This window comes from Brevundimonas sediminis, from assembly GCF_048799765.1.
Lineage (GTDB): Bacteria > Pseudomonadota > Alphaproteobacteria > Caulobacterales > Caulobacteraceae > Brevundimonas.
In genome coordinates this window covers 1-24426 of the sequence record NZ_JBLYQK010000018.1, presented here as the reverse complement: position 1 = coordinate 24426, position 24426 = coordinate 1, and the positions used below count along the sequence as shown (strand labels likewise).

Annotated in this window: 26 protein-coding genes; 16 read left to right on the top strand and 10 right to left on the bottom strand. The window is 67.6% G+C overall.

What is annotated here, in order from left to right; genetic code table 11:
* The first annotated feature begins 132 nt into the window (after positions 1 to 132).
* The 6 genes from ACLQ7T_RS11035 to pgsA all read left to right on the top strand — a co-directional run bounded on the left by ACLQ7T_RS11035 (position 133) and on the right by pgsA (position 5183).
* Positions 133 to 1026, top strand: a complete 894-nt coding sequence (locus ACLQ7T_RS11035) for an alpha/beta hydrolase (protein WP_420479476.1) — start codon at positions 133 to 135, stop codon at positions 1024 to 1026.
* A gap of 6 nt (positions 1027 to 1032) precedes the next feature.
* Positions 1033 to 1515 carry a DMT family transporter gene (locus tag ACLQ7T_RS11030; protein ID WP_420471801.1) on the top strand — a complete coding sequence of 161 codons (483 nt, stop codon included), beginning with the start codon at positions 1033 to 1035 and terminating at the stop codon, positions 1513 to 1515.
* Positions 1516 to 1564: 49 nt separating this feature from the next.
* A complete protein-coding gene (gene uvrC, locus ACLQ7T_RS11025) occupies positions 1565 to 3460 on the top strand; it encodes an excinuclease ABC subunit UvrC (protein WP_420479475.1) in 1896 nt (631 codons plus the stop codon).
* A 30-nt stretch (positions 3461 to 3490) separates the two neighbouring features.
* Positions 3491 to 3802, top strand: a complete 312-nt coding sequence (locus ACLQ7T_RS11020; RefSeq protein WP_420471799.1) for a YdeI/OmpD-associated family protein — start codon at positions 3491 to 3493, stop codon at positions 3800 to 3802.
* Positions 3803 to 3858: 56 nt separating this feature from the next.
* Positions 3859 to 4470 (top strand): carbonic anhydrase, encoded by a 612-nt coding sequence (locus ACLQ7T_RS11015; RefSeq protein ID WP_420479474.1) that lies wholly within the window; start codon positions 3859 to 3861, stop codon positions 4468 to 4470.
* A gap of 68 nt (positions 4471 to 4538) precedes the next feature.
* Positions 4539 to 5183, top strand: a complete 645-nt coding sequence (gene pgsA, locus ACLQ7T_RS11010; RefSeq protein WP_420471797.1) for a CDP-diacylglycerol--glycerol-3-phosphate 3-phosphatidyltransferase — start codon at positions 4539 to 4541, stop codon at positions 5181 to 5183.
* A 171-nt stretch (positions 5184 to 5354) separates the two neighbouring features.
* Here pgsA and ACLQ7T_RS11005 read toward each other — a convergent pair whose 3' ends face one another.
* The gene (locus ACLQ7T_RS11005; protein ID WP_420479473.1) at positions 5355 to 7430 is read right to left on the bottom strand and encodes a S46 family peptidase; all 2076 of its coding nucleotides are present in this window, start codon (positions 7428 to 7430) and stop codon (positions 5355 to 5357) included.
* Positions 7431 to 7547: 117 nt separating this feature from the next.
* Complete coding sequence (locus ACLQ7T_RS11000) at positions 7548 to 9641, bottom strand: S46 family peptidase (protein ID WP_420479472.1); 2094 nt, start codon at positions 9639 to 9641, stop codon at positions 7548 to 7550.
* Between the two features lie 192 nt (positions 9642 to 9833).
* Between ACLQ7T_RS11000 and ACLQ7T_RS10995 the strand changes: the two genes are divergently transcribed.
* Genes ACLQ7T_RS10995 through ACLQ7T_RS10985 form a run of 3 tightly spaced genes read left to right on the top strand, consistent with a single transcriptional unit; the run spans position 9834 to position 12798 of the window.
* Entirely contained in the window at positions 9834 to 11006 is a 1173-nt protein-coding gene (locus ACLQ7T_RS10995; protein ID WP_420479471.1) for an ABC transporter permease, read from the top strand.
* Positions 11003 to 11758 carry an ABC transporter ATP-binding protein gene (locus ACLQ7T_RS10990; protein WP_420479470.1) on the top strand — a complete coding sequence of 252 codons (756 nt, stop codon included), beginning with the start codon at positions 11003 to 11005 and terminating at the stop codon, positions 11756 to 11758. Before ACLQ7T_RS10995 ends, ACLQ7T_RS10990 begins: the two co-directional genes overlap by 4 nt.
* A gap of 26 nt (positions 11759 to 11784) precedes the next feature.
* The gene (locus ACLQ7T_RS10985; RefSeq protein ID WP_420479469.1) at positions 11785 to 12798 is read left to right on the top strand and encodes an HlyD family secretion protein; all 1014 of its coding nucleotides are present in this window, start codon (positions 11785 to 11787) and stop codon (positions 12796 to 12798) included.
* 7 nt (positions 12799 to 12805) lie between these two features.
* Here the strand turns inward: ACLQ7T_RS10985 and ACLQ7T_RS10980 are convergent, their stop codons facing one another.
* Together ACLQ7T_RS10980 and ACLQ7T_RS10975 are read right to left on the bottom strand one after the other, a co-directional pair.
* Positions 12806 to 13603, bottom strand: coding sequence for a crotonase/enoyl-CoA hydratase family protein (locus ACLQ7T_RS10980; RefSeq protein ID WP_420479468.1), 798 nt, complete (start codon positions 13601 to 13603; stop codon positions 12806 to 12808).
* A 231-nt stretch (positions 13604 to 13834) separates the two neighbouring features.
* Entirely contained in the window at positions 13835 to 13990 is a 156-nt protein-coding gene (locus ACLQ7T_RS10975; RefSeq protein WP_420471790.1) for a hypothetical protein, read from the bottom strand.
* Between the two features lie 196 nt (positions 13991 to 14186).
* On the opposite strand from ACLQ7T_RS10975, the gene ACLQ7T_RS10970 reads away from it, so the two are divergent.
* Together ACLQ7T_RS10970 and ACLQ7T_RS10965 are read left to right on the top strand one after the other, a co-directional pair.
* Positions 14187 to 14372: a DUF1289 domain-containing protein gene (locus ACLQ7T_RS10970; RefSeq protein ID WP_420479467.1), complete on the top strand. Its 186-nt coding sequence runs from the start codon at positions 14187 to 14189 to the stop codon at positions 14370 to 14372.
* A gap of 103 nt (positions 14373 to 14475) precedes the next feature.
* Positions 14476 to 14985 carry a TIGR02281 family clan AA aspartic protease gene (locus ACLQ7T_RS10965; RefSeq protein WP_420479466.1) on the top strand — a complete coding sequence of 170 codons (510 nt, stop codon included), beginning with the start codon at positions 14476 to 14478 and terminating at the stop codon, positions 14983 to 14985.
* Between the two features lie 16 nt (positions 14986 to 15001).
* Here the strand turns inward: ACLQ7T_RS10965 and ACLQ7T_RS10960 are convergent, their stop codons facing one another.
* The 4 genes from ACLQ7T_RS10960 to ACLQ7T_RS10945 all read right to left on the bottom strand — a co-directional run bounded on the left by ACLQ7T_RS10960 (position 15002) and on the right by ACLQ7T_RS10945 (position 17407).
* Positions 15002 to 15826 carry a sulfite exporter TauE/SafE family protein gene (locus tag ACLQ7T_RS10960; protein ID WP_420479465.1) on the bottom strand — a complete coding sequence of 275 codons (825 nt, stop codon included), beginning with the start codon at positions 15824 to 15826 and terminating at the stop codon, positions 15002 to 15004.
* Positions 15827 to 15941: 115 nt separating this feature from the next.
* A complete protein-coding gene (locus tag ACLQ7T_RS10955; RefSeq protein WP_420479464.1) occupies positions 15942 to 16151 on the bottom strand; it encodes a helix-turn-helix transcriptional regulator in 210 nt (69 codons plus the stop codon).
* Complete coding sequence (locus tag ACLQ7T_RS10950) at positions 16144 to 16827, bottom strand: hypothetical protein (protein WP_420479463.1); 684 nt, start codon at positions 16825 to 16827, stop codon at positions 16144 to 16146. Before ACLQ7T_RS10950 ends, ACLQ7T_RS10955 begins: the two co-directional genes overlap by 8 nt.
* A 70-nt stretch (positions 16828 to 16897) precedes the next feature.
* Complete coding sequence (locus tag ACLQ7T_RS10945) at positions 16898 to 17407, bottom strand: methylated-DNA--[protein]-cysteine S-methyltransferase (RefSeq protein WP_420479462.1); 510 nt, start codon at positions 17405 to 17407, stop codon at positions 16898 to 16900.
* Between the two features lie 144 nt (positions 17408 to 17551).
* Between ACLQ7T_RS10945 and uvrB the strand changes: the two genes are divergently transcribed.
* The 3 genes from uvrB to ACLQ7T_RS10930 all read left to right on the top strand — a co-directional run bounded on the left by uvrB (position 17552) and on the right by ACLQ7T_RS10930 (position 22014).
* The gene (gene uvrB / locus ACLQ7T_RS10940; protein WP_420479461.1) at positions 17552 to 19888 is read left to right on the top strand and encodes an excinuclease ABC subunit UvrB; all 2337 of its coding nucleotides are present in this window, start codon (positions 17552 to 17554) and stop codon (positions 19886 to 19888) included.
* A 105-nt stretch (positions 19889 to 19993) separates the two neighbouring features.
* Positions 19994 to 21199 (top strand): GmrSD restriction endonuclease domain-containing protein, encoded by a 1206-nt coding sequence (locus ACLQ7T_RS10935; protein ID WP_420479460.1) that lies wholly within the window; start codon positions 19994 to 19996, stop codon positions 21197 to 21199.
* Positions 21199 to 22014 (top strand): hypothetical protein, encoded by an 816-nt coding sequence (locus ACLQ7T_RS10930; RefSeq protein ID WP_420479459.1) that lies wholly within the window; start codon positions 21199 to 21201, stop codon positions 22012 to 22014. The genes ACLQ7T_RS10935 and ACLQ7T_RS10930 overlap by 1 nt, the downstream gene beginning before the upstream one ends.
* A 57-nt stretch (positions 22015 to 22071) precedes the next feature.
* On the opposite strand, the gene ACLQ7T_RS10925 is transcribed toward ACLQ7T_RS10930, so the two are convergent.
* Together ACLQ7T_RS10925 and ACLQ7T_RS10920 are read right to left on the bottom strand one after the other, a co-directional pair.
* A complete protein-coding gene (locus tag ACLQ7T_RS10925) occupies positions 22072 to 22236 on the bottom strand; it encodes a helix-turn-helix domain-containing protein (protein WP_420479458.1) in 165 nt (54 codons plus the stop codon).
* Positions 22237 to 22307: 71 nt separating this feature from the next.
* Complete coding sequence (locus ACLQ7T_RS10920; RefSeq protein ID WP_420479457.1) at positions 22308 to 22973, bottom strand: hypothetical protein; 666 nt, start codon at positions 22971 to 22973, stop codon at positions 22308 to 22310.
* Positions 22974 to 23408: 435 nt separating this feature from the next.
* On the opposite strand from ACLQ7T_RS10920, the gene ACLQ7T_RS10915 reads away from it, so the two are divergent.
* Positions 23409 to 23777, top strand: coding sequence for a hypothetical protein (locus ACLQ7T_RS10915; RefSeq protein WP_420479456.1), 369 nt, complete (start codon positions 23409 to 23411; stop codon positions 23775 to 23777).
* 378 nt (positions 23778 to 24155) lie between these two features.
* Positions 24156 to 24426 (top strand): hypothetical protein (locus tag ACLQ7T_RS10910; RefSeq protein ID WP_420479455.1); only part of this gene is annotated, 271 nt, incomplete at its 3' end.

Sequence of the window (24426 nt, the reverse complement as noted above, 5' to 3'; positions counted from 1 at the left end):
GTCGGAACAGGACATGTCCGATCGCCGGGAGCAATCGGCTCGACAGGTTTTTCCGCACCGCTACATTTGTGGCGACGGAACGCTACAAATGTAGCGTATAACCGGTTCGGGGGCTTACAATGGAGACTGCTCATGCGTGAACTGCATCGCCGCGCCGCCCTGCTGTCGGGGCTGGCGGCCGTATTCGTGGCCGGAACCGCCACGGCCCAGGACCGGCCCCGTCTTCGCGAGCGGCGGCGTCGCCGCGCCCCGGACCGCGCGGGCGGGAACGGGCGATCTGACGCGCCGCACACGTCGATCTCCACCGGCTCCGATCCGAAGCAGGCCTACGACCTCTATGCGAACGCCGCCGCCACCGGCCCGGTGCTGGCCTTCATCCACGGCGGCGGCTGGTCGATGGGCGACAAGTCCATGGTGCACGACCTGCCGGAGTATGCGCAGCGTCACGGGCTGACTTTCGCGTCCATCGGCTACCGGCTGGTGCCGCAGGTCACACCGCGCGAGCAGGCGCAGGACGTGGCCGCCGCCGTTGCGGCTCTCAGGCGCACCCATCCGGGCCGCCCGCTCTTCCTGATGGGCCATTCGGCGGGCGCACACCTGGCGGCCCTGGTCGGGACTGATCCGACCTGGCTCGCCGGTCAGGGTTTGCAGCCGTCCGATCTGGCGGGCGTCATCCTGCTGGACGGCGCGGGCTACGACGCCACCGGGGACCGCGGGGACGGCTATTCCGGTCGTCTGCTCGGCCATCTGTACGACGCGGCCTTCGGCGACAACGCCGCCGCCCTGTCCCCGACGCTGCTGGTCCGCGCCGGTGTGACCTATCCGCCCTTCCTGATCTTCCACATTTCAAGCCGTCAGGATTCGCGCGGGCAGAGCGAGGCCCTGGCGCAGGCGCTGAACCGCGCGGGCGGCCGCGCCGAAGTGGTCGTTGCGCCGGACGACAGCCACCGCGACATCAATGTCGAGTTCGGTCAGGCGGGGGATGCGGAGGGAGAGCGCGCCGCCCGGTTCATCCTCGGTCGCTGAGACCCGGTGCGCGCCGTCGACAACGGTGATAGCCATGGCGGCATGAACCCGATGCTGTTGTCCATGATCGCTGTCGTCTTCGCCGGCGGCGCCACCGCGCTTCAGGCGCCGACCAATGCGAAGATGATGACCGCCGTCGGCTCGCCGGTGAACGCGGCCTTCGTTTCCTTCGCGGTCGGAACTGCGGCGCTCGGCATCATCGCCATGATCCTGCAGGCCAGGCCGGACCTTACCGCCGCGCGCGCCCTGCCCTGGTATGCCTGGATCGGCGGGCTGTACGGCGCGATCTTCGTGGTCGCAGCCGCCTGGGGCGTGCCGCGTCTGGGCGTCGCCCTGACCATCACCCTGATGGTGGCGGGCCAGCTTCTGATCGGCCTGATCCTCGATCATTTCGGCGCCTTCGGCACGCCGCAGAACCCGATCAGCCTCGGCCGCATGGCCGGTGTGGCCCTGGTCATCGCCGGCGTCGTGATGGTGCGCCGGTTCTGATCGACTGCTGACGCTTCGCGACAGCGCGGGGACGCCTATATTGGCGCGGATGACCGAGGAGACGCCCGCCACCGATTCGCCCCTGCAGGCGGCCGACCTGATCCGGGACGAGGCGCGCCGCGCGCCGGACAAGCCGGGCGTCTATCGCATGTACGGCGAGGACGGGGCGTGCCTGTATGTGGGCAAGGCGCGCAGTCTGAAGAAGCGGATCCTCCAGTACGCGCAGGGGCGGTTCCACACCCAGCGCATCGGCCTGATGGTCTCGCTGACCCGCGCGATGGAGCTGGTGGTGACGGCGTCCGAGACCGAAGCCCTCCTGCTGGAATCCAACTTCATCAAGAAGCTGAAGCCGCGCTTCAACGTGGTGCTGCGGGACGACAAGTCGTTCGCCGAGCTGATGATCCGCCGCGACCACCGGGCGCCCCAGGTCCGCAAGCATCGCGGAGCCCACACGATCAAGGGCGACTATTTCGGCCCCTTCGCCTCGACCTGGGCGGTGAACCGGACCCTGACCACCCTGCAGAAGGCCTTCCTGCTGCGGTCGTGTTCGGACAGTGTCTACGAGACCCGCACCCGGCCCTGCATGCTCCACCAGATCAAGCGCTGCTCGGCCCCGTGCACCGGGCTGATCTCGCTTGAGGACTATGAGGGTCTGGTCGACGAGGCCGAGGCCTTCCTGCGCGGCAGGTCGCGGGCGGTGATCGGCCGTCTCTCGGCCGAGATGCAGGCGGCGTCCGACGAGATGGATTTCGAACAGGCCGCCCGCGTCCGCGACCGCATCCGGGCCCTGTCCGCCATTTCCATGGAGAATTCGGTCAGCGCCGAGGGCGTGGCCGAGGCCGACGTCTTCGCCCTGCATTCCGAAGCCGGTCAGGCCTGCGTGCAGGTCTTCTTCTATCGCGGCGGCCAGAACTGGGGCGGCCGCGCCTACTTCCCGCGCGTCGACCGGGCGGACACCGATCCTGAAATCCTCGCGGCCTTCCTCGGGCAGTTCTACGAGGACAAGCCGGTGCCCCGGCAGATCCTGTCCAACATCGTCCCGCACGAGAAGGAACTGCTGGAGGAGGCCTTCTCGATGAAGGCCCGGCTCGATGACGGCCGCCGGGTGGTGTCGATCGAACGGCCCCAGCGCGGCGACCGCAAGGCGCTGGTCGACCACGCCCTGACCAATGCGCGCGAGGCCCTGGGCCGCAAGCTGGCCGAGAACTCGGCCCAGTCGAAAATCCTCGACGAGCTGTGCGAGGCCTTCGGGCTGGAGAGCCGGCCGGAACGGATCGAGATCTACGACAACGCCCACATCCAGGGGACCAACGCCGTCGGCGGCATGGTGGTCGCCGGTCCCGAGGGCTTCCGCAAGAACCAGTACCGGAAGTTCAACATCCGGGGCGATGAGCTCACCCCCGGCGACGACTACGGCATGATGCGCGAGGTCATGCGCCGTCGCTTCAGCCGTCTGGTCAAGGAAGAGGATGAGGGCGAGGAGGTCGAACGCCCGGACCTGCTGCTGATCGACGGCGGCGCGGGCCAGCTGGCCGAGGTGCTGGCGGTTCTGGCGGACCTGGGCCTGGACGACATCCTCGCCGTCGGGGTGGCCAAGGGGCCGGACCGCGACGCCGGCAAGGAGCATTTCTTCATCCCCGGCAAGCCGCCCTTCATGCTGCCGCTGAAGTCGCCGGCGCTCTACTACATCCAGCGTCTGCGCGACGAGGCGCACCGCTTCGCCAACGGGGCGCACGCCACGCGCCGGTCCATGGATATCCGGAAGAATCCGCTGGATGAGATCGAGGGGGTCGGCCCGGGACGCAAGCGGGCCCTGCTGCACGCCTTCGGCTCGGCCAAGGGCGTGGGGCGGGCCTCGGTCGCCGACCTGGTCAAGGTGGACGGGGTCAGCCAGGCGCTGGCCGAGCGGATTTACGGCTTCTTCCATCCCGCCGCACGGGGTTAGGGTCGGGCGGACAGAGCAGCGGAGGACGGGATGAGCGAGTTCGCGCAGGGGACGGTCCACGTCGCGGGAGACGACCTCCGGGAGGCCCTGCAGGCCGATCCCGAGGTGCTGGCGCTCTGGCAGGGGCTGACGCCGCTGGGCCGCAATGAGTTCATCTGCTGGGTCGAGGACGCCAAACAGCCGGCGACCCGCCAACGGCGCATCGGCCGGACTGTGGAGGAGCTTCAGGAGGGCAAGAAGCGGCCCTGCTGCTGGGCCGGCTGCATCCACCGGACCGACAAGGCCCCCGGCCGCTGGCAACAGGCGGTGCTGATCGACGGGGCGGCCCGCAAGGGGCGTTGACGGGACGGCCGGTCCGCCCCTTTCCCCCGGGTCAGGGGATCGCCTATACCGCCGTCATGACCGACCAGATCGCCGCCGGCTATCGCCGCTTCCGCCAAGACCGCTGGCCCGAGGCCCGCGCTGAATATGAGGCGCTCGCCAAGGGGCAGCAGCCGCATACCCTGATCGTCGCCTGTTCGGACAGCCGCGCCGACCCGGCCCTGATCTTCGACGCCGCCCCGGGCGAGCTTTTCGTGGTGCGCAACGTCGCCAACCTGGTGCCGCCCTATGAGCCGGACGGCCATCTGCACGGTGTGTCGGCGGCGCTGGAATTCGGCGTCAAGGTGCTGAACGTGTCGCGCATCGTCGTCATGGGCCACGCCTCCTGCGGCGGGGTGAACGCCATGATCCACGGCGCGCCGGACAATGTGCAGGACTTCGTCGCTCCCTGGGTCGCGCAGGGCGCGCCGGTGGTGCGTCGCGTGTGCGAGGAAGTGTCGCCGGAAGGGCAGGGGCAGGCGGCGGAAGAGGCGGTGGTCAAACTGTCGCTGGACAACCTGCGCACCTTCCCGTGGATCGCCGAACGCGAGGCGGAGGGCACGCTGAAGCTGATCGGGCTGCATTTCGGCATCGCCGATGGCGTGCTTCGCGCGTTGCAGGGGTCAGGGCGGTTCAAGCCGCTCACCTGAACCGGTTTGACGCCTCGCCTCGCCGGGCGAAGCGTGGCACACCGGAGGTCCGTTTTCGGAAGGCCGCGATGACCCCCACCCACCACGCCAATCCCATCCCCAATATCCTGACCGGCCTGCGCCTCGCGGCCGGGGTGGTGATGTTCCTGATGCTGGCGGGCGCCGCCCCCGGCTTCATGGACAGCTTCCTGTCGCCCCAGCAGCAGCTGAGCTTCGGCGTCTGGGCCTTCTGGATCTTCGCCGTCGCCGCCTCGACCGACTGGGTCGACGGCTTCCTGGCGCGTCGCTGGCACGCGACCACCCGCTGGGGCGCCATTCTGGATCCGATCGCCGACAAGGTCCTGATCACGGGCGCCATCCTGGGCGTGCTGGCCTCGGGCTCCCTGCCGGGGATCGCCATCCCCTGCGGCCTGATCCTGTTCCGCGAGTTCGCCGTCTCGGCCCTGCGCGAAACCGTGGCGGGCAAGGTCAAGCTGCCGGTCACCCTGCTGGCCAAGTGGAAGACCACCCTGCAGATGTTCGCCCTCGGCGCCCTGCAACTGACCCTGCTCTGGGACGCCTTCGGCCTGACCAACCCGGACGGCACCACCCCGGCCTGGCAGGGCCATTTCGAGACCTTCGCCGTCGCCCTGACCTGGGTCGCCGCCGTCGTGACCCTGTGGACCGGCTGGCAGTATTTCTCCAAGGCCCAGCAGAAGATGAGCCAGCTGTAGGTCGCGGCATTGGGTGAAGAGTGAAGGGTGATTTTTGAGGAGCGCGGACCGGGGCCTTGTGACCGGACGCGGCAATAAAAAACCCCGTCCGGTTCGACCGGGCGGGGTTTTCTCTGTCCGGAGAGTGCGGCGGAGCGGAGCCGCTACTCACCATTCACTCTTCACCGGGGCTCAGCGAACCCCCAGCTCCTCCACCAGGCGCTGCATGCCGTAGACATCGCGCAGGGCCGTGGTCACCGCGCCGGTGGTCACGATGACCGAGCGGTTGACGTTGCGGTCGTAGCCGTAGGCGTTGCGCTGGGTCAGGACGGTGGAGTCGAAATTCGCCCCCACGATCTCGCCCGCCGCATTGACGACCGGCGAACCCGACGAGCCGCCGATGGTGTCAGACGACACCGCCATGTTCAGCACGGTCGAGCCGTCGATGCGACCGCGCGCGGCCAGCAGCTTCGGAGCCACGTCGAACGGGGCGGCGCCCGTCGCCCGGTCCCACAGGCCGCTGAAGGTGGTGAAGGCGCCGAAGCGCTGACCCGGAACGTCGGTGCCCTCGATCTGGCCGTAGGTCAGGCGCAGGGTGCCGGTGGCGTCCGGGTAGACGGTGTCGCCGTAGGTCTGGAAGCGCAGGGCGGCCAGTTGCTCGGAGGCCCGGTCGGTCGGGGCCTGCACCTGCTCCTCCCAGGCGGCGCGGACCGCGCGGGTCGGCTCCTGGAGACGCAGCAGGTACTGGATCAGCGGATCGTCGGAGGCTTCGATGGCCGCCAGTCCGCCTTCCCACAGCGCGCGGCGCACAGCCGGATCGGCCAGTTTCGTGCCCTCGATCAGGCGGGCCGACAGGCCTTCCGGCGACTCATTGCCCAGCAGGACACGGACGTTCGGATTGTCGACCGTCAGCCATTCGCGGGTCTTGGACAGCCACCATTCCATCCGGACCTGCTCCAGGCCGGAATAGACCGGGCGTTCGGCGAACAGGGCGTTCTGCACCCCGGCCAGACGGCTGTCCGCGTATTCGGGCAGGCGCTCGGCCGACGGCTTGCCGCGTTCCTGTGCGCCACGCACCAGCGTCCGGGCCCAGGAGAACAGCTGCGAGCCGCCGCCGACCGGCGTGGTGCCGATGCCGGTGCCGCCTTCCAGCAGGGCGTAGGCCGGATAGCTCTCACGCAGGATCGGCTGGACGCCGGTCAGGGTGGTCCACGGATTGTCCGCTCCCACGCCGGCTTCGGCGCGGCTGCGGAAATCGGCCTCCTGCTCGGCTTTCATCGCCATGAAGTTGGCGTCGGTCAGGGCGCGCATCCGGCCCAGACCGCGCTTGTAGGTGTTCTCGATCGAGACGATCGGGTCCATGGCCTCGAAGGCCTGCCGCTCGCCCTCTTCCGAATAGCGGATCAGGCGGCCGCGCAGTTCGGATGCGATCAACTGGTCCATCGGCAGGACCACGTCACGCACGCTGAACAGCTGGTCCTGGGTCAGCAGGCGCTGGGTCGAGCCCGGGCTGCCTGACACGAAGACCGGCGTGCCCTCGACAGGGCGGTCGGCGTTCCACTTGAAGTGAACCGGCGTCTGCGCGGGCGCGCCGTTCTCGTACAGTCGGATGAAGGCCGCATCGATGGCGAAGCGCGGGAAGCTGAAATTGTCCAGGTCGCCGCCGAAGGTCGCCGCGCGATCCTCGGGCGCCCAGGCCAGACGGACGTCGGAGTATTTCTTGTAGGTGTAGAGCTTGAACTGGCCGCCCCGGTACAGGGTCACGACCTGGCAGCGTCGGTTCGGATCGCCGCCGCAGGCTTCCTGCTCGATCCGGCTGGCCTCGGCGTCGCGGGCGCGGGTGAAGGCCTGACCCGACAGGCCGGCGCCGGCGGCATGCATGCGCTGGGTGACGTCCGTGATCTCGGTCAGGATCTCGGCCGTGCCGCCGGGGCATTTCAGCTCCTCCTCGCGGGTGCGGGGCGTAAAGCCGGTCTCGGCGTAGTTGATCGCCTGGGTCGAGAGGTTCGCCACGCAGGTCGCGACGCAGTGGTTGTTGGTCATCACCAGACCCTCGGCCGACACCAGACCCGCCGAGCAGCCGCCGAACTTCACCGAGGACAGGCGGACCCGGTCCAGCCAGGCCTGATCGATGTTGGTGCCCAGCGTCTGGTTGGCGCGGGCGATGGGGAAGTTGTCGAAGGTCCACATGCCTTCCTCGGCCTTCGCGGCGGAGCCCGCGGCGAGGGTGAGGACGGCGGCGGCGAGGGCAGGGGTGAGGTGACGCATCAGAAGACTCCGGCGGGCGGCGGGGCGCCCCGTTGTTGCGGCGGACCATGAAACCAGAAGGGGCCGCCCGGCAAGTGCGGACGGCCCCCTTGAAGGTTCGACGATGTCGCGCCGGTGTCAGCGGCGGCGACGTTGCGGACGGTCGACGTTCAGCTCCTGCAGGATGCGCGGCATCGGATAGATGTTGCGCAGGGCCTCGGTGATGGCGGCGGTCGAGACGGTCACCGTGCGGTTCAGCTCGGGATCATAGCCGAACGAACCGCCCAGGGAGTGGATGTTGCCGTCGAAGGCGGCGCCGATCACTTCACCGTTGGCGTTGATCACCGGCGAGCCGGAGTTGCCGCCGATGATGTCGTTGGTCGAGGAGAAGTCGTAGACGACCTCCTTGTTCACCCGGGCCTCGTTGTCGATGAAGGCCTGGGCCAGGTTGAACGGCTCCGAGCCGGTCGCGCGCTCATAGGCGCCGCCCATGTAGGTGAAGGCCGGGACGGTCACGCCGCGATAGGTCCAGCCCTGAACCTGGCCATAGGAGAGGCGCAGGCTGAAGGTGGCGTCGGGGTACAGGTTGGTGCCGTAGACCGCGAAGCGGGCCTGGGCGACCTTCTCGGCGGCGCGGGCCGTCGGGGCGTTGACCTCGGCGTTCCAGCGGGCGCCCACGGCGGCGGCGGCCTCGTCATTGGCCAGGACGAAGGCCAGCAGCGGATCGGCCGCGGCCAGCTGTTCGGTGGTCAGGGTCAGGGCCTCGGCGCGGAAGGCCGGGTCGCCCAGCCTGGTGCCCGAGATCAGCCGGTCGGCCAGGGCTTCGGGGCTTTCACGGCCCAGCAGGGCCTTCACCTGCGGATTGTCGACCGTCAGATACTCGCGGGTCTTCGACAGCCAGTAGCGCATACGGATCTCTTCCATATCCGTATAGATCGGGGTCTCGGCGGCGATCGCCGCCGACATCCGGGCGCGCTGCTCGGCGGTCAGGCTGGTGTTCTTCGCGGCGCGGACGATGGCGCGGGCATAGGCGTAGAGCTGCGAGCCGCCGCCGGCCGCCTGCTCGAGCTGGCGGTACGGCAGGTACAGGTCGCGGGCGGTGGCCTGCACACGCTCCAGGTCGGCCCAGGGGTCGCCGATCCGCTGCAGCAGGGCGGGATCCGCCGAGACACGGGCGCGCAGTTCGTTTTCTTCCTCGCGCTTGCGGCCCATGAAGGTCGGGTCGGTCAGCGCCCCTTGCTGGCCGTAGTAGACCTTGAAGCTGTTCTCCAGGCCGAAGATCGGGTCGAACGAGACGCGCTTGGCCTCGTCGCCGGTCAGCGAGTACTCGAGCAGGCGGCCGCGCAGTTCCGAGTTCTGGATCAGGGTCACCGGCAGCTGCTGGTCGCGCAGTCGCTCCAACTGGCTGACGGTCAGCAGGCGCTGGGTGGTGCCGGGGTTGCCCGAGACGAAGGTCACGTCGCCTTCCGACGGGGCGTTCGGGTTCCAGCGCAGATAGTTGTTGCCGACGTTGACCGGGCGACCGTTCTCGTAGGCGCGCAGGAAGCCCGCATCCAGGGCGTAGCGCGGGAAGTTGAAGTTGTCGGGGTCGCCGCCGAAGAAGGCGGCCTGGTTCTCCGGCGCGAAGACCAGGCGGACGTCATCGTACTTGCGGAACTTGTACAGGGCGTATTTGCCGCCGCGGTAGAAGCTGATGACCTGGCAGCTGAATTTCGCGTCGCCGGCGCAGGCCTCGGTCTGGATCCTGCCGATCTCGGCCGCGCGGGCGCTGTTGAAGGCGGCGCCTTCCAGCCCTTCGCCCGCGGCCAGGACCCGGTCGGTGACGTCGACGATCTCGGTCAGCACCTCGGCGGTCTGGCCCGGGCAGCGGCGCTCTTCCTCGCGCGTGCCGGCCATGAAACCGTTCTTCACCAGATCTTCCTGCGGGCTGGACAGCTCCTGCGAGCAGCCGACCACGCAGTGCCAGTTGGTCAGGATCAGGCCTTCCGGCGAGACGAAGGAGGCCGAGCAGCCCTGGATGCGCACCGAGGCGTTGCGCACGCGGTCCAGCCACTGCTGGTCCAGATGCGTGCCGTAGCGCTGGTTCACCGTGGCGATCGGGAAGTTGTCGAAGGTCCACATGCCTTCGTCGGCGCGGGCCGTGCCCGGCGTGGCCATGATGGCCATGACGCCGCCGACGGCGATGATGGACGCGGTCGCCTGGACGGCGGAGCGCAACGAGCGGAACAGCATGCGGGGGGTCTCCTCTGGGTCTGAGCGCGCGTCAGCCCTCGTGAGCCCGTACCTAGCGCCAGACTTCCGCAGTCGTCCACGGCTTAACGCACAGCTGCGTGCCTGAACGGTGATCGCCTTACCCCGATTTAACTTGGCCACAACCTCAGGGGTCGTCACATAACGACCAACGCCGGGGAAATGTCGCACTTCATGTCGCTTGCTCTTTCAACCCTTCTGTATGAATGGCGCCGCTACATGGCGGCTGTGATGGCGCTCGCCCTGTCCGGCCTGCTGGTGCTGGCCATGACCGGCGTCTTCATCGGCATCGGCAAGGGCTTCACCGCCACCATCGAGCGCTCCAGCGCCGACATCATCATCATGCAGCCGGGCGCAAAAAGCCTGATCGGCGGCCCCTCGGGCGTGCCCCGTCGCTTCATTCCGCTGGCCTATCGCAACCCGGCCGTGGTCGAGGTCCAGCCGCTGGACGGCGCGGGCGGCTCGTTCCAGTCGGTGAAGAATGTCGACCCGACCCTGTCGCAGGCGGACCGCGCCAAGATGGGCGCGCCGCGTCAGCAGTATGTGCAGTCGATGGTCATCGACACGACCCCGGGCTCCGTCACGATCCCGACCGACTATTCGCAGGAGCTGGTCGACGCCCTGCGTCAGCCCTACACCGTCGCCATCGACGAGACCGCGACGCGGAAGTTGGGCGTCAATCTCGGCGACCGGGCCCTGTACAACGGCCAGACGGTCACCGTCGTGGGCATCACCCGCGGCTATCCGAACATGATGCAGGCCACCGTCATCATGTCGCGCGACACCCTGCGCATGCTGGGCCAGGCCGACACCGGTCCGCGCGTCGGCCCGCTCATGGTCAAGCTGAGCGATCCCTCGCAGGCCGAGCGGGTCGCCAATGAGCTGAACGTCCAGGGCGACGGCCAGTGGAAGGCCTGGACCCGCCAGCAGCTGGCCGACGCCAATGCCGGCGCCATGTTCGAGGAAGGCATCCTCGTCATCATTATCGGTGGTTGTGTGGTGCTGGGCACCATCATCGGCGTGGCCATCACCTGGCAGACCCTGCGCGGCGCCATCATGGCCAATATCAAGGAGTTCGCCTCCCTGCGCGCCCTCGGCGTCGGCATGGGCAGCCTGCGCCGGATCGTCATGGAGCTCAGCTTCTGGGTCGGCTGTGTCGGGGTCGTGGCCGCGATCGTGCTGACCTGGCTGATCTCGCTGTTCGCCATGGCCAACGCCGTGATCATCGCCCTGCCGTTCGGCCTTCTGCTGATCGTCGGCGGCGGTCTGATCGTCATCGCCATGCTGTCCGGCCTGCTGTCGCTCGGCATCCTCAAGAACAGCCAACCCGCGGACCTGCTGCGATGACCGGTCACACCAAGGTTCACGGCAAGCACGGCGACTTCGCGATCGAGGCCAAGGGTCTGGTCAAGCGGTTCAAGTCCGGCAAGAGCTACGTCGAGGTGCTCAAGGGCGTGGATTTCGACGCCCGCCACGGCGACCTGACCATGGTCATGGGACCGTCGGGGTCGGGCAAGTCGACCCTGATCGCGGCCCTGTCCGGCCTGCTGCGGCCCGAGCAGGGCCGGGTGGATGCGCTGGACGTCGATGACCTGTGGGCCTTCTCCACGGGCAAGATCGACAAATTCCGCCTCGATCACTGCGGCTTCATCTTCCAGGGCTTCAACCTGTTCCCGGCCCTGAGCGCCCTGCAGCAGGTCGAGATCGTGCTCAAATTCCAGGGGCTGTCGGCCGGCGACGCGAAGAAGCGGGCCCAGCTCGCGCTCGAGGAAGTCGGGCTCGGTCATCGTCTGCACCAGCGCCCGACGGCCCTGTCCGGCGGCGAAAAGCAGCGGGTCGCCATCGCCCGCGCCCTGGCCAAGGACCCGCATATCCTGTTCGCGGACGAACCGACGTCGGCGCTGGACGGCGAAAACGGTCAGGTGGTCATTCGCCTGCTGCGCCGCGCCGCCACCGAACACGGCGCCGCGGTCATCTGCGTGACCCACGACCCGCGCCTCGAGGCCTGGGCCGACCGGGTCATCCATATCGAGGACGGCGTCATCATCAGCGACGAACGCCGCACGCCCAATCCTGACGCCGCCCTGGCGTCGCACTGAACGCCTTTCCGGACCGAGAAACGACTATGCGCTTCCTCAAGAACAAATGGCTCTGGATCGGCATCGCGCTGATCCTCGCGATCGTCATCGGCTTCACGGTGGTGAGCGGCAACACGGCCAAGAAAAAGGCTGCGGACGAGAAGGCCGAGGCCGAGAAGGTCGAGAGCCCCTATGCGGCCATCGCCAACGGCAAGGTCGATATCGAGGGCGGCATCATCCAGATCGCGGCCCGTCGCGGCGGTGTCGTGCGCGAGGTGCTGGTGCAGGAAGGCGAACGGGTCGTCGCCGGCCAGATTCTCGCCCGTCAGGAAGATGACGAGCCGCGTCTCGCCCTGCAGACCGCCAACGCCGATCTGGCCTCGGCCGAAAGCCAGCTGCGGCTGATCCAGGTCGACATCCGCACGGCCCGTCGCGAGTTCGAACGTCTCGAGCGCCTCGCCGCCACCAATTTCGTGGCCGCCCAGCGCCTGGATCAGGCCCGCGACGCCATCGCCCAGGCGGAAGCCCGCCTCGGCGCCCAGCAGGCCTCTGTCCAGACCGCCCGCGCGCGTCGCGACCAGGCGGCCTATAATGTCGAGCTGACCATCATCCGCTCGCCCGCCAACGGCCGGATCGTGCGGCGCTACGCCAATCCGGGCGCCGGCGCCTCGACCCTGAACGTGTCGAACATGTTCGACCTCGAGCCCGATGCCCCGCGCATCGCCCGCGCCGAAATCGTCGAGAGCGACATCCCCAACGTCCGCGACGGCCAGCAGGTCGAGATCCAGCCCGAGGGCGATCCGTCCAAGGTCTATGTCGGCACGGTGATGCGGCGCGCCGCCGTCTTCGGCGCCCGCAAGCTGGCGTCGGACGACCCGTCGCAGCGCTCGGACGAACGGGTGGTCGAGGTCGTGGTCTCGGCCGGCGACGCGCCCCTGCTGATCGGCCAGCGCGTCCTGGTGAAGTTCATGAAGCCCGGCCAGGTCGCCGGCGCCCCGCGTCAGGCCGCGGTCGGCGTTCCCGCCAACCGCTCCATGCAGACCCCGGCCCGTCAGGGCTGAGGCCCGGTCAACGCCCGCTGAAGTCCGGCGTCCGCTTCTCCAGAACCGCGGCCACGCCCTCGGCGTGGTCGTCGGTCAGGTGGGCGAGGGCCTGCATGGCGGCGGTCATCTCCAGGATCTGGTCGAAGGTGGCGTCGCGGCCCTGGCGCAGCAGGGCCTTGGTCATGCGCAGGGCGTGCGGGGCCTGGGCGGCGATCTCGCCGGCGGTCTTCATCGCCTCGTCCAGCAGGGCGTCGCCCGGGACCACGCGGTTGACCAGTCCCCACTCATAGGCCGTCCGCGCGTCCACCGTGCGGCCGGTGAACAGCATCTCCGCCGCCCGGGCGTAGCCGACATTGCGCGGCAGCAGCCAGGCCCCGCCGTCGCCCGGCAGGATGCCCAGTCGCAGGAAGGGCGCGCCGAACGCTGCCTGCTCCGAGGCGATGCGGATATCGCCCAGCCCGGCGATGTCGCCCCCCAGGCCCATGGCCGGTCCGTTGATCGCCGTCACCAGCGGGACCTCCAGGCCGTAGAGGGCGCGGACGATCAGCTGCACCTCGCGCCGGTAGCTCTCGCGAATGTCCGGCCCTGCGCCGCCGAAGGCCCCGGCCCTGTCGCGCATGGCCTTCAGATCGCCGCCGGCCGAAAAGGCCCGACCGGCCCCGGTGAGCACCACGCAGCGCACCTCGCGGTCGGCGTTCACCGCCTCGCAGGCGCGGGCGAAGGCGGCCCCGTCGCCGGGATCGGGCAGGGCGTTCAGCCGGTCGGCGCGGTCCAGCGTCCAGAGTTCGATCGGGCCGCGACGTTCGATGTGGATCAGGGTCATGAGGAAGTGGCGAGTGATGAATGGCGAGTGGGTCAGGACCCCGGGGCTGATTCAGTAGTCGCTTGTCCTCCCCGGCCCAACCCGCAAACTCGACCCTCGACCCTCGACCCTCGACCCTCGACCCGCTCAAGCCCCGAGCGCCAGCGGCCCCGACAAAGCAAAAGCCCCGGACCTTGCGATCCGGGGCTTTTCTGTTCTTCAGGCTTGGGGCGCGCCGTTCAGGCGCGCGTGTTACCTGCGTTTCTCGATCTTGATCGGCACGAAGTTCGACGGGTGGCTGATCACGCGATCGCCGGCGCCGTTGGTGTGCTTCGTATTCACGAGCATCCCGCCCCAGAGCGCAAAGCTCATCATGGCGTGCTGCAGGTTGCGGTCCTTATCGTTCATCTGTGATGTCTCCTTTCGTTGAACGATGAAAAGAGACACGTCGTGCTGATCGGGGGTCTCACCGTCATAGTCGTTTCGCGTCATGGTCAAGGTAGATCGCGATCGCGCGAATTGCAACAGCTTTTACTCCGCTAGCGGACCATATTTCGTTCAGATGTCATCAAACGCCTCATCCCCCGCCCGCCCCCCGTCGCCCGTGGCCACGCCGTGCGTGAAGGTCTGCATCGTCGACGGCCCCACAGGCCTCTGCCTGGGGTGCTACCGGACACTGCAGGAGATCGGCGGATGGAGCGCGCTCGACGACGCGCGTCGCGCCGCCATCATGGCCGAGCTGCCGTCTCGCCGGTCGCGGATCGATCCGGCCAAGCTGGGGCCGGCCTGAGCTTAACCCCCCGTCCACCATCCTCCTTCACCGCATCCCAATCGCCCTGTGCGACAGGTGGGACAGCCGCAGGAAGCGGCGGTTGCCGCGGATGCGCGTTCTGATGCGTTTCAATCTGTCCTCTCTCGGCGTGCTCGGTCTCGCCGTCGCCTCGTCACTGACGGTCCTGTGGTGGATGGACCAGGCCGGCCTGCGCGGCGAGGCGAGGGCGGCCGAGCCGGTGGCGATCGCCGCCCCGGCCGTGGGTGGTCCGGCCCGTCTGCCCAAGGCCGCCGACGGCCACTACTGGGCCGAGGTCCGGATTCACGGCCACACGATCCGCGCCATGGTCGACACCGGCGCCAGTGTCATGGTGCTGACCAAGGAGGATGCGGTGCGGCTGGGCCTCGGGCTCAAGCCGGTCGATTTCGACGCCGAACTGGTGACCGCCTCGGGACCGGTCCGCGCCGCGCCGGTGCGTCTGCCGCTGGTCTCGGTCTCCGGCGCCAGCGTGGAACAGGTCGACGCCCTGGTCGTCGCCGAGGGCCTGCCCCACTCCCTCCTGGGCATGAGCTATCTCGGCCGGCTGTCCAGCTTCACGGCCACGCCCGCGGCGATGACCCTGACGCCCTGAGGCGGCCGGGGCGCGCTCAGAGCGCCTTCAGCACCACCGACAGCGCGGTCCCGATCATGTAGAGGGCGAAGATCCGTCGCAGGACCCGCTTGTCCAGCCGGTGCGCCAGTTTCGCGCCCCACGGCGCGACGGCCGTGGTCAGCACGCCCATGATGAGCGCCGCGGGGATGTTGATGTAGCCCAGGCTGAACGGCGGACGGCCGGCGGCGTCCCAGCCGAAGACCAGAAAGCCCAGCGCCGCCGCCCCGCCGATGGCCACCCCGAACCCGGACGCCGTCGCCACCGCCTGATGAATCGGTCGGCCGCAGAGGGTCATCACCAGCCCGCCGAAGCTGCCGCCGCCGATCCCCATCATGGCGGACAGCCCGCCGATGGTGGTCGCCACCACGCGGCGCAGTCCGCCGGTCGGCAGATCCCTGGCCAGGGTGAACCGCTCGGGCAGCAGGCCCAGCTGCAGGCCGATCAGCGCCAGACAGACGCCGTAGACGATGGCCAGCCCTTCCATCGAGGCGACGCCCGCGACGGCCGCGCCGACCAGTCCTCCCAGTCCGACCCAGGGCGTCCAGCTTTTCAGCACGGCTTCGTCCACCGCCCCATGACTGCGGTGCGCTTTCAGGGAGCGCAGCGAGGTCGCGACGATGGTCAGCAGCGAGGTCCCGACCGCGACGTGCAGATTGCTCTCGCCGCCGACGCCCAGCACCTCGAAGGCGTAGAAGAGAACGGGCACGATCACCGTCCCGCCGCCGACCCCGAACAGCCCCGCGACCAGCCCGCCCGCCAGCCCCGCCGCGACCAGCGCCGCCAGCAGGATCAGGATCTCGGACAGGGGGAGGGCGGTCATGGGGACGGTCTAGCTGTCCGCCGTGGGGAGGAGAAGGGATTAGGGATTACGGAGGGCCGGGGGCGTCGGTGGTAGCGGCGTCGGCGGCCCGATCCCCAATCCCTGGCCCCTCACTTCACTCCGCCAGCCAGAACAGCGCCTCCACCGTGGTGCCCAGCGCCCGCGCGAGGCTCAGGGCCAGGATGGTCGAGGGGATGAAGACGCCGTTCTCGACGGTGTTGATGGTCTTGCGCGAGACCCCGGCCTTTTCGGCCAGTTCCGCCTGCGTCAGTCCGGCGGCCTGCCGGGCCTCCTTCAGGCGGGACGCCAGCCGTGGATCAGGCATCCTTGCCGAACTCCCGATCCAGCCAGGCGTAGCGGATGCCCGCCGTGGCGCCGGCGGCGGACAGCACGAACGGCAGGGCGGTGACGGCGGCGTCGGTCCGCCACAGGCCCAGCACGAAGGCGAGGGTGCCGCCGGCCATCAGGACCACGAAGGCCGCCGCGATGGCGCGCGCCCGCAGGACCGCGGTCAGTTCGTCCTCCAGATAGCGTTTCTGGGTCCGCGACATGTGATCCCACCCCATGGCGATCGAGGCCACGATCCAGGCGTAGATCACCGGCATGGGGGCGATGATGTAGTCGGCGAAATTGCCCTCGCCGGCCAGGATGTCCTGCACGGCCAGCGTCGACTGGAACAGGAAGGCCAGGGTCAGCAGCGGGAACATCCACAGCTGTCGCGCGCGCTGGGCCTGCAGGCGGTCGCGCTTGGTCTGCTCGCCCTCGGTCCGCCAGCCGGTCGCGCCCGGCCGCACCAGCCAGGCCATGACGGCTCCGCCCACGGCCAGGCCCGCGCCGACGCCGGTCAGCACGCCCCAGCCGGTCGCGGCGTCGCCGGTCCGGTCCAGCCCGATGGCGACGCCGACCGCCGCCATCCCGGCGCCCAGCACGGCTGCGGCCACCGCCATCCGGAACTTCCGCCGGCGCTGTTTGAGTTCGATCTGAAGTCTGGCGTCGTCCATGATGAGGCCCTCCCTGTGTGAATGTCACCTGAAGGTTACATGTCACCTGTGGGTTACATGAGTCAAGGGGTCAGAGCAGCAGGGCGCCTTCGTGTCTCAGCAACCAGGCCTTGCGCTCCAGTCCGCCGCCGAAGCCGACCATGGCGCCGTCCGCGCCGACGACGCGGTGGCAGGGCAGCACGACCGGCAGCGGGTTGCGGTTCAGCGCCACGCCCGCAGCCTGCGCCGCACCGGGTTCGCCCGCCCGCCTCGCCATTTCGCCGTAGCTGATGGTCAGGCCCGCCGGGATGTCGGCCAGGGCCCGCCAGACCCGGGCCTGGAAACCGTCGCCCGCCGCCGCGCCGTCCAGCGACCAGGGAATGCGGCCCAGCGCGCCCGGATCTCCCGCGAAATAGGCGTCCAGCCCCGACCGGACCGCCTCCGGGACCGGGCCCTCGGCCAGCGTCGCGCCCGGATACTCACGCCGCATCTCCCGTTGCAGTCCATCGCCGAACGACACCCCGCGCAGCCGCCCCCCGGGGTCACTGGCCAGCGCCAGCGGACCGACGGGCGAGGGCAGGGTCGAGAGGATCAGGATCATGCCGGCATCCTGCCGCGAGTCCCGCCGGAGCGCGCGCGGCTTCCGGACCTGCCCCGCGCCCTGCCGCCACCCTGCTGTCAGCATCCCGCCGCCGCGCTCGCGCGTTGACTGGCGCACACCCGCTCCGCCCCCTAGATTGCGTTCATGGCCCGTTCTACCCGTCCGACCCCGCAGGGGACGCCGAAACCCGTCCATTCCCCGGGGATGCAGGAGGCCCAGGCGCCCTTCGTTCCGGACGGTCCGGGCGGCGGGCGCATGCCCATGTTCGCCCCGGTCACCGGCCCCCGGCTGACCCCCGAGGAGGCCCCGGGCAAGCCCGAGGGCTGGACGCCCCACCGCCCCGAGCGGCCCGGCGACAAGAAGCGGGTCCCCTTCCGGCTGGAGACGAAATACACCCCCGCCGGCGACCAGCCCGCCGCCATCGCCGAACTGGTGGCCCAGGCCGGGGAGGGCGACCGCGATCAGGTCCTGCTGGGCGTCACCGGTTCGGGCAAGACCTTCACCATGGCCAAGGTCATTGAACAGACCCAGCGCCCGGCCCTGATCCTGGCCCACAACAAGACCCTCGCGGCCCAGCTCTATTCCGAGTTCAAGGCCTTCTTCCCGGACAATGCGGTCGAGTATTTCGTTTCGTACTACGACTACTACCAGCCTGAGGCCTACGTCCCCCGGACCGACACCTACATCGAGAAGGACAGCTCGATTAACGAGCAGATCGACCGCATGCGCCACTCGGCGACGCGGGCGATCCTCGAGCGGGACGACGTCATCGTCGTCGCCTCGGTCAGCTGCATCTACGGCATCGGTTCGGTCGAGACCTATACGGCCATGACCTTCACCCTGAAGGTCGGCGACCAGATCGACGAGGCCAAGCTGCGGGCCGACCTGATCGCGCTGCAGTACAAGCGCAACGACCTGCAGTTCGAGCGCGGCATGTTCCGCAAGCGCGGCGACACGCTGGAAATCTTCCCCGTCCACATGGAGGACCGCGCCTGGCGCATCCAGCTGTTCGGGGACGAGCTGGAATCCATCCAGGAGTTCGATCCCCTGACCGGGAAGAAGACGGCCGATCTGGACGAGATCACCGTCTACGCCGCCAGCCACTACGTCACCCCGCGCCCGTCCCTCAACCAGGCCATGACCGGCATCAAGGCCGAGCTGAAGGAGACGCTCGACTGGATGGTCGAGAACGGCAAGCTGCTGGAGGCCCAGCGCCTGGAGCAACGCGTGCGCTTCGATCTGGAGATGATGGAGGCCACCGGCTCCTGCGCCGGCATCGAGAACTACAGCCGCTGGCTGACCGGCCGCGCCCCGGGCGAGCCGCCGCCCACCTTCTTCGAATACATCCCCGACAACGCCCTGCTGTTCGTGGACGAGAGCCACGTCACCATCGGCCAGATCGGCGCCATGTACCGCGGCGACTACCGCCGCAAATCGACCCTGGCCGAGTACGGCTTCCGCCTGCCCAGCTGCATCGACAACCGCCCGCTGAAGTTCGACGAATGGGACGCCATGCGGCCCCAGACCGTCCACGTCAGCGCCACCCCCGGCCCGTGGGAGCTGGCCCAGACCGGCGGCGTCTTCACCGAACAGGTCATCCGCCCCACCGGCCTGATCGACCCCCCGGTCGAGATCCGCCCCGTCTCCGGCGCCACCCGCAACCAGGTCGACGACGTGATCGACGAGGTCCGCCAGACGGCGGCCAAGGGCTACCGCGCCCTCGTCACCACCCTGACCAAGAAGATGGCCGAGGACCTGACCGAATACATGCACGAGCAGGGCATCCGCGTCCGCTACATGCACTCCGACGTCGACACCCTCGAACGCATCGAGATCCTGCGCGACCTGCGCCTGGGTTCCTTCGACGTCCTGATCGGCATCAACCTGCTGCGCGAGGGCCTCGACATCCCCGAGTGCGGTCTGGTCGCCATCCTCGACGCCGACAAGGAGGGCTTCCTGCGCTCCGAAACCAGCCTGATCCAGACCATCGGCCGCGCCGCGCGGAACGTCGACGGCCGCGTCATCCTCTACGCCGACCGCATGACCGGCTCGATGGAGCGCGCCATCGCCGAGACCAACCGCCGGCGCGAAAAGCAGGAGGCCTACAACGCCGAACACGGCATCACGCCGGAATCGGTCAAGCGCGACATCAAGGAGATCATGGCCTCGCCCTACGAGAGCCGCGAGATGGATCGCCTGACCCGCCCGGGCGTGGCCGAAGAGGCCAAGCCCTTCATCGGCTCCAACTTCCAGGCCGCCCTCAAGGACCTGGAAGGCCGCATGCGCAACGCCGCCGCCAACCTGGAGTTCGAGGAAGCCGCCCGTCTGCGCGACGAGATCAAGAAGATGAAGCTCCTCGACCTCGAGTTCGCCAACGAAGCCCTGACCGGCGCCGGGGAAGAGGTCGACAAGAGCGCGCCGAAGCGGTGGCGGGCGGAGGCTGCGGCGGAGAAGGCGGAGGCGTTCCGGAAGGGGCGGTGAGGGGGGAGGAGCTTCCGTTGTGCGGTCTGGTGGCTCAGCTGTAGCCTCAACGCGTTTGAGCGGCTACGAACTCCATCAACGCGAGTGGCTCGGAAGTGATCGTTTATGACCGATACGTTTGAAATGGACCTCAGCATCGCTTCGGATGTCGATGATGAGGCGCTTGATATCATTTCCTTTAAAAGCGTCGATGAGATTGAGCGGTCCATCGTCGAGACGCCATTCAGGGCTATATATCAGACGAACAATTTCCTTCTTCCTCAGATAAAAGACATTGTCGATGAGGAAAGGACTGTAAATCTTAGGCCGGAATATCAAAGGCGATCTCGTTGGACACTTAAGCAAAAGTCTCTTCTTATAGAATCTTTTTTGCTCAACATTCCCGTTCCTCCGATATTCTTGTTTGAGAATGAATTTGCTCGGTATGAGGTCATGGATGGTCAGCAGAGGTTGCTTGCCATCAAAGAATTTTTTAGCGGTAATTATAAACTTTCCTCATTGAGCGTTTTGGCTCCCTTGAATGGTAGGACTTATTCGCAGCTTCCGCTGAGGACTAGGCGGACTCTGGAGAGGGCGTCGTTATCTGCGATAGTCTTGCTGAAAGAGTCTCGTTCCGCGCTAAGAGAGTCGAGCACTCAAAGAATTTTGGAGCTTAGGAAGTTTGTTTTCGAACGCCTGAACACCGGCGGTAAGCGGCTCAATGCCCAAGAGATACGAAACGCGATTTTCGCAGGGCCCTTTAACGAGGTTGTCGTTGCGCTCACTAGGCAGTCGCGATTTGCTCGAATTTGGGGAATACCGGAGTATAGCGCGTCTTTCGACGAGCGTGATTATGAAAGTCCGGAACGTAAAGCAAACAACTTGTATCGTACGATGGGCGATTGTGAGATCGCATTGAGGTTCTTTGCTTTGCGCCGGACGTCGCTGATCAAGGGTTCCATGAGGTCTATTTTGGACCGGTGCATGGAGACAAACTTGCAGATGTCCAATGTTGAGGCCGGACAGCTTTTCTCTGAATATGAAGAGCGATTAGCCCTCGCAGACGATCTATTTGACCAGCGTCCCTTTAGGCTCAGCCAAGGCGACCGGCCGCCATCGGTAAGCATGTATGACGCGGTTATGGTTGCCATCGACCGACTCTGGAAGGACCGTGCACGGATTATTGCCCGGAAAGCCCAGGTCCAGGCAGCTTATTGGGCGGCTTTGGATACACCGGAGAAGGTCGAGACTTTCACTGGTCGCGCAAACACATCGAGCGATGTTCGAGCGCGTATCGTCGCGATGGAAAAAATTATTGCTGCGGCGCTCTGATGGCTGATTTTGCGGTGGCAAACGCTGATTTTCAGCGCCAGTGCGACATTCTCGATAATCTTTTTGATATCGTGGACGTGACTGCCAAGCAGGACGGCCAAACCAGATACGCCGTCGAAAGTAATTTGCTTCCGCTTGTCGCCGCTGGTGGCCAGAACACAATGGCGGCTTGCGGCGTGGTGCTGATCGCAGCTCATTTCGAAGAGTGCGTTCGCCAACAGGTGGAAGAGTACGCAAAATCTTTGGTGGCTAGTTACGGAGATATCGAAGAGCCGCTGCAGGCAAAAATGATAGACGCGTACTGGAAGGCGGGTCTTTCAAAGCTGTCGCGTTTGCGACCCAAGGATGACCCTGCTTGGGCAGGGTTAGCTTCGACATCACTGTCATCAATGCTGAAGTTTCCTGTGTCGGGCGATGATAGCCACCTCGTCGCCTCATGGCTCTGCGAGCACGAAAACAACATGCGCATGGACACTGTTCTGCTGCTTACTGGTCGGGTGGGAATAAAAGATCTCGCAGGCAAACTTTCCAAAAGCGCAGCCTTGAAGGCAGTGGTTGGGGCCTTGAAGAAGGACGATTTCGCGGTGAGTTTGCGCGTAAAATTGAAAGAATTTTACGATCTAAGAAATGGGGTCGTTCATTCAATCTCTCAGAATTCTGGAATTGGCAGAACTGTATTCGCGCAATGGGCTGTTTTTCTGAGGGCTTTCTCAACCGCGCTTTCCGAGGCGATGGTTGCCGCTCTGGGGGAGTACGAAGCCGATTTGGCAAAGCGTAAGGCGAAGGCAGCGGCGAAAGCACTGACGGCTGCGTAAGGGGGCTGGTTGAATGGGGATGAGAATGGGACCGAGTGCGGGACGCGCTCTTTCCTGCTAAACCAGCTCCATCTTCAGCCCCCGCCCAACCACCTTCGCGGCGCGGCTGAGGGTTTCCAGCGTCACATTGGCCGCGTCCGGGTCCAGCACACGGTTCAACTGGGCGCGGCTGGCAGCCACCTCGGCGGCCATGGCGGAGAGGGTCAGGTTGCGGTCCTTCATCGCCTGACGGAGCTGGAGCGCGATGACGCTCTTGATCGCGCGTAGGGTGATCTCCTCCCAGGCGCCGACAGCTATGCCTTCGACGTGGGCTTCTTCCGCCGCGTGGTCTTCCGGCGCGGAGGGCTGCGGACGCCCTCTGCAATCTGGCCGACCACGTTCCCGATAACCCCGGCGTCCACAACGCCGCGTGTCAGGCCGATGGCGGCGCCGACGGCGGCGCCCGTGACCGGACCGACAATCGGAATGGGGACAGCGATCAGGGCGCCGACCGCCGCTCCGGCGGCGGCGTCCTTGGTGATCTCGTGACGCGCGACGGCCTTTCCCAGCTCGCCCGCTTCGCGTGCCGCGGCGGTCGCGACCCGGGCAGCGGCGTCGCGGGCGATCCTGAAGTCGGCTTCATCAATCTTGCCGTCGCCATTCAGGTCCCCGATCGCATGGGCAGCGGCGCCGCCCAGCTTGCCTGCGGCCCGAGCGGTTGATCCCGCCGCCTTGCCGATGCCTTCGCCAGCCTTGGACAGGCCCGCGCCCGCCTTCGCCGCGACCTTGCGCGTGGCTTCGGCCCCGGTGCGGACAGAGGCGCGAGCGCTTTCGCCCATGCGCCCGGCGATGCTTCGCAGGTCAGTCGATGGTTCAGATGCGATCTGCGTCACGGTGACCGCGACGCTTTTACCGGTCGATTTTTTCATTGTCTGAATCCCCCAAGCGCCATCTTGGTGGCTCGCCGGATGCGAGGTCAAGGCGTCCGGTCCTGCGGTGGTGGAACGGATCGGGGCGCTGGCCGCGCGCGAGGGCCCGTTAAACCTTCGCTCGCATCGTCCCGTCGCCGGTACACAGCATTGAGAACAAAAAGCGAACGGGCGTCTTCCGCTCCCGGCCCCGCCCGCGCTACCGTCGGCCTTCGTCGGATGGCCCCTCGACGAAAGCCCAACCCCTTGCCCACCCCGCCTGTCTCGCCGGATCCCGCCGCGATCCGCTTCCTCCACGTCCGCTGCCTCCGCCCCGGCTGCGGTCATGACGCGGTCTTTGATGTCGCCAGAAGGTTCGCCGGGCGGGCGCTGCCGCCGCAGGGGCTGTCGGGGCGGTTCGTCTGTGAGTGCGGGGCGCGGACGGCGCATGTCAGCCATGAGACGCGCAAGCCGAAGCGCGAGAACGGCTGCGGGTGGCTGTAGGTCATGCACCATCGCCCGCAAGGCCCGGACAAGCCGCCCGCCCTGATCACCCTGCAGTCGGCGCGGCGCCATGACATGGCGCTGAGGATCGGCTGCGACTTCTGCGGTCGGTGGCGGAAGGTGCGCGGGGCGGACCTGCCGGAGCAGTTGCGCGCCGTCTCGCTGGGCGAGTTGTGGCTGTGCGGGCGGTTCCGCTGTTCCGGCTGTGGTCGCCCGGCCACCTCGCTGGAGGTGACGGAGTCGGAGCTGGCCGGTTGCCGCAAGGAGAAATGGGCGCTGGGCGAGGCCTTCACCGCCGAACGCCTGCGGCGCCACTGGCGCTGGGACCCGTATGACCGGCGGGACTGGCATGCGTGGTTCCGGCGAACGTGAGGGGGGCGGGCCCTGTCCGGTCGGCCGCTGCGTTCGCTCCCTTCCCCCTCGACGGGGGAAGGGTCGGGGATGGGGGTGAGGGCTCGGTGCGTGAGAGTGTGGTGCGCGAGGCGAGGGCAAAGCCTCACGGGCTAGTCCACATCCGCCCTGCCTCCACCCCCACCCAACCCTCCCCCATCGAGGGGGAGGGCCAGGACGTCCGGGGGCGTCCGACACCCCACACCCCACACCCTACACCCTCAAAACCCACCACTCCCGACACCCTCCCTCCCTGCCAAACCCGCCCACCAAACCCTGCCATCCCGCGCCTGCGACCAAATTCGACGCACCGGCGTGTCAGACTCCGCGCGTCGGAGGCTGCACAACGGGGACACACAGATGCAGGAGACTTCACAGCGGCGGCGGTTGCCGCGCACGCGGTATGTGACGGCCAGTCCGGAGACCTGGGGGCTGATCCGGGGCGCCTATCTGTCGGGGATGTCGGCGCCGGCGGTGGCGGCGCGGTTCGGGGTGTCGGAGACCTCGATCCGGCGGCGGGCCGGGCGCGAGGGCTGGACCAAGGCGGCCTTCGCCGCCCGCGTCACCCCCTGGCTGATCCCGCCGGGGGCGCGGGCCATCGCCGCCAAGGCGGGGGTCGGCCCGGATGTGG

Excerpts from the sequence above, each read along its gene's own strand:
- ACLQ7T_RS11035 (WP_420479476.1), top strand. The coding sequence starts at position 133 with ATGCGTGAACTGCATCGCCGCGCCGCCCTGCTGTCGGGGCTGGCGGCC.
- uvrC (WP_420479475.1), top strand. The coding sequence starts at position 1,565 with ATGACCGAGGAGACGCCCGCCACCGATTCGCCCCTGCAGGCGGCCGAC.
- ACLQ7T_RS11020 (WP_420471799.1), top strand. The coding sequence starts at position 3,491 with ATGAGCGAGTTCGCGCAGGGGACGGTCCACGTCGCGGGAGACGACCTC.
- ACLQ7T_RS11015 (WP_420479474.1), top strand. The coding sequence starts at position 3,859 with ATGACCGACCAGATCGCCGCCGGCTATCGCCGCTTCCGCCAAGACCGC.
- pgsA (WP_420471797.1), top strand. The coding sequence starts at position 4,539 with ATGACCCCCACCCACCACGCCAATCCCATCCCCAATATCCTGACCGGC.
- ACLQ7T_RS11005 (WP_420479473.1), bottom strand. The coding sequence starts at position 7,430 with ATGCGTCACCTCACCCCTGCCCTCGCCGCCGCCGTCCTCACCCTCGCC.
- ACLQ7T_RS11000 (WP_420479472.1), bottom strand. The coding sequence starts at position 9,641 with ATGCTGTTCCGCTCGTTGCGCTCCGCCGTCCAGGCGACCGCGTCCATC.
- ACLQ7T_RS10995 (WP_420479471.1), top strand. The coding sequence starts at position 9,834 with ATGTCGCTTGCTCTTTCAACCCTTCTGTATGAATGGCGCCGCTACATG.
- ACLQ7T_RS10990 (WP_420479470.1), top strand. The coding sequence starts at position 11,003 with ATGACCGGTCACACCAAGGTTCACGGCAAGCACGGCGACTTCGCGATC.
- ACLQ7T_RS10985 (WP_420479469.1), top strand. The coding sequence starts at position 11,785 with ATGCGCTTCCTCAAGAACAAATGGCTCTGGATCGGCATCGCGCTGATC.
- ACLQ7T_RS10980 (WP_420479468.1), bottom strand. The coding sequence starts at position 13,603 with ATGACCCTGATCCACATCGAACGTCGCGGCCCGATCGAACTCTGGACG.
- ACLQ7T_RS10975 (WP_420471790.1), bottom strand. The coding sequence starts at position 13,990 with ATGAACGATAAGGACCGCAACCTGCAGCACGCCATGATGAGCTTTGCG.
- ACLQ7T_RS10965 (WP_420479466.1), top strand. The coding sequence starts at position 14,476 with ATGCGTTTCAATCTGTCCTCTCTCGGCGTGCTCGGTCTCGCCGTCGCC.
- ACLQ7T_RS10960 (WP_420479465.1), bottom strand. The coding sequence starts at position 15,826 with ATGACCGCCCTCCCCCTGTCCGAGATCCTGATCCTGCTGGCGGCGCTG.
- ACLQ7T_RS10955 (WP_420479464.1), bottom strand. The coding sequence starts at position 16,151 with ATGCCTGATCCACGGCTGGCGTCCCGCCTGAAGGAGGCCCGGCAGGCC.
- ACLQ7T_RS10950 (WP_420479463.1), bottom strand. The coding sequence starts at position 16,827 with ATGGACGACGCCAGACTTCAGATCGAACTCAAACAGCGCCGGCGGAAG.
- ACLQ7T_RS10945 (WP_420479462.1), bottom strand. The coding sequence starts at position 17,407 with ATGATCCTGATCCTCTCGACCCTGCCCTCGCCCGTCGGTCCGCTGGCG.
- uvrB (WP_420479461.1), top strand. The coding sequence starts at position 17,552 with ATGGCCCGTTCTACCCGTCCGACCCCGCAGGGGACGCCGAAACCCGTC.
- ACLQ7T_RS10935 (WP_420479460.1), top strand. The coding sequence starts at position 19,994 with ATGACCGATACGTTTGAAATGGACCTCAGCATCGCTTCGGATGTCGAT.
- ACLQ7T_RS10930 (WP_420479459.1), top strand. The coding sequence starts at position 21,199 with ATGGCTGATTTTGCGGTGGCAAACGCTGATTTTCAGCGCCAGTGCGAC.
- ACLQ7T_RS10925 (WP_420479458.1), bottom strand. The coding sequence starts at position 22,236 with ATGAAGGACCGCAACCTGACCCTCTCCGCCATGGCCGCCGAGGTGGCT.
- ACLQ7T_RS10915 (WP_420479456.1), top strand. The coding sequence starts at position 23,409 with ATGCACCATCGCCCGCAAGGCCCGGACAAGCCGCCCGCCCTGATCACC.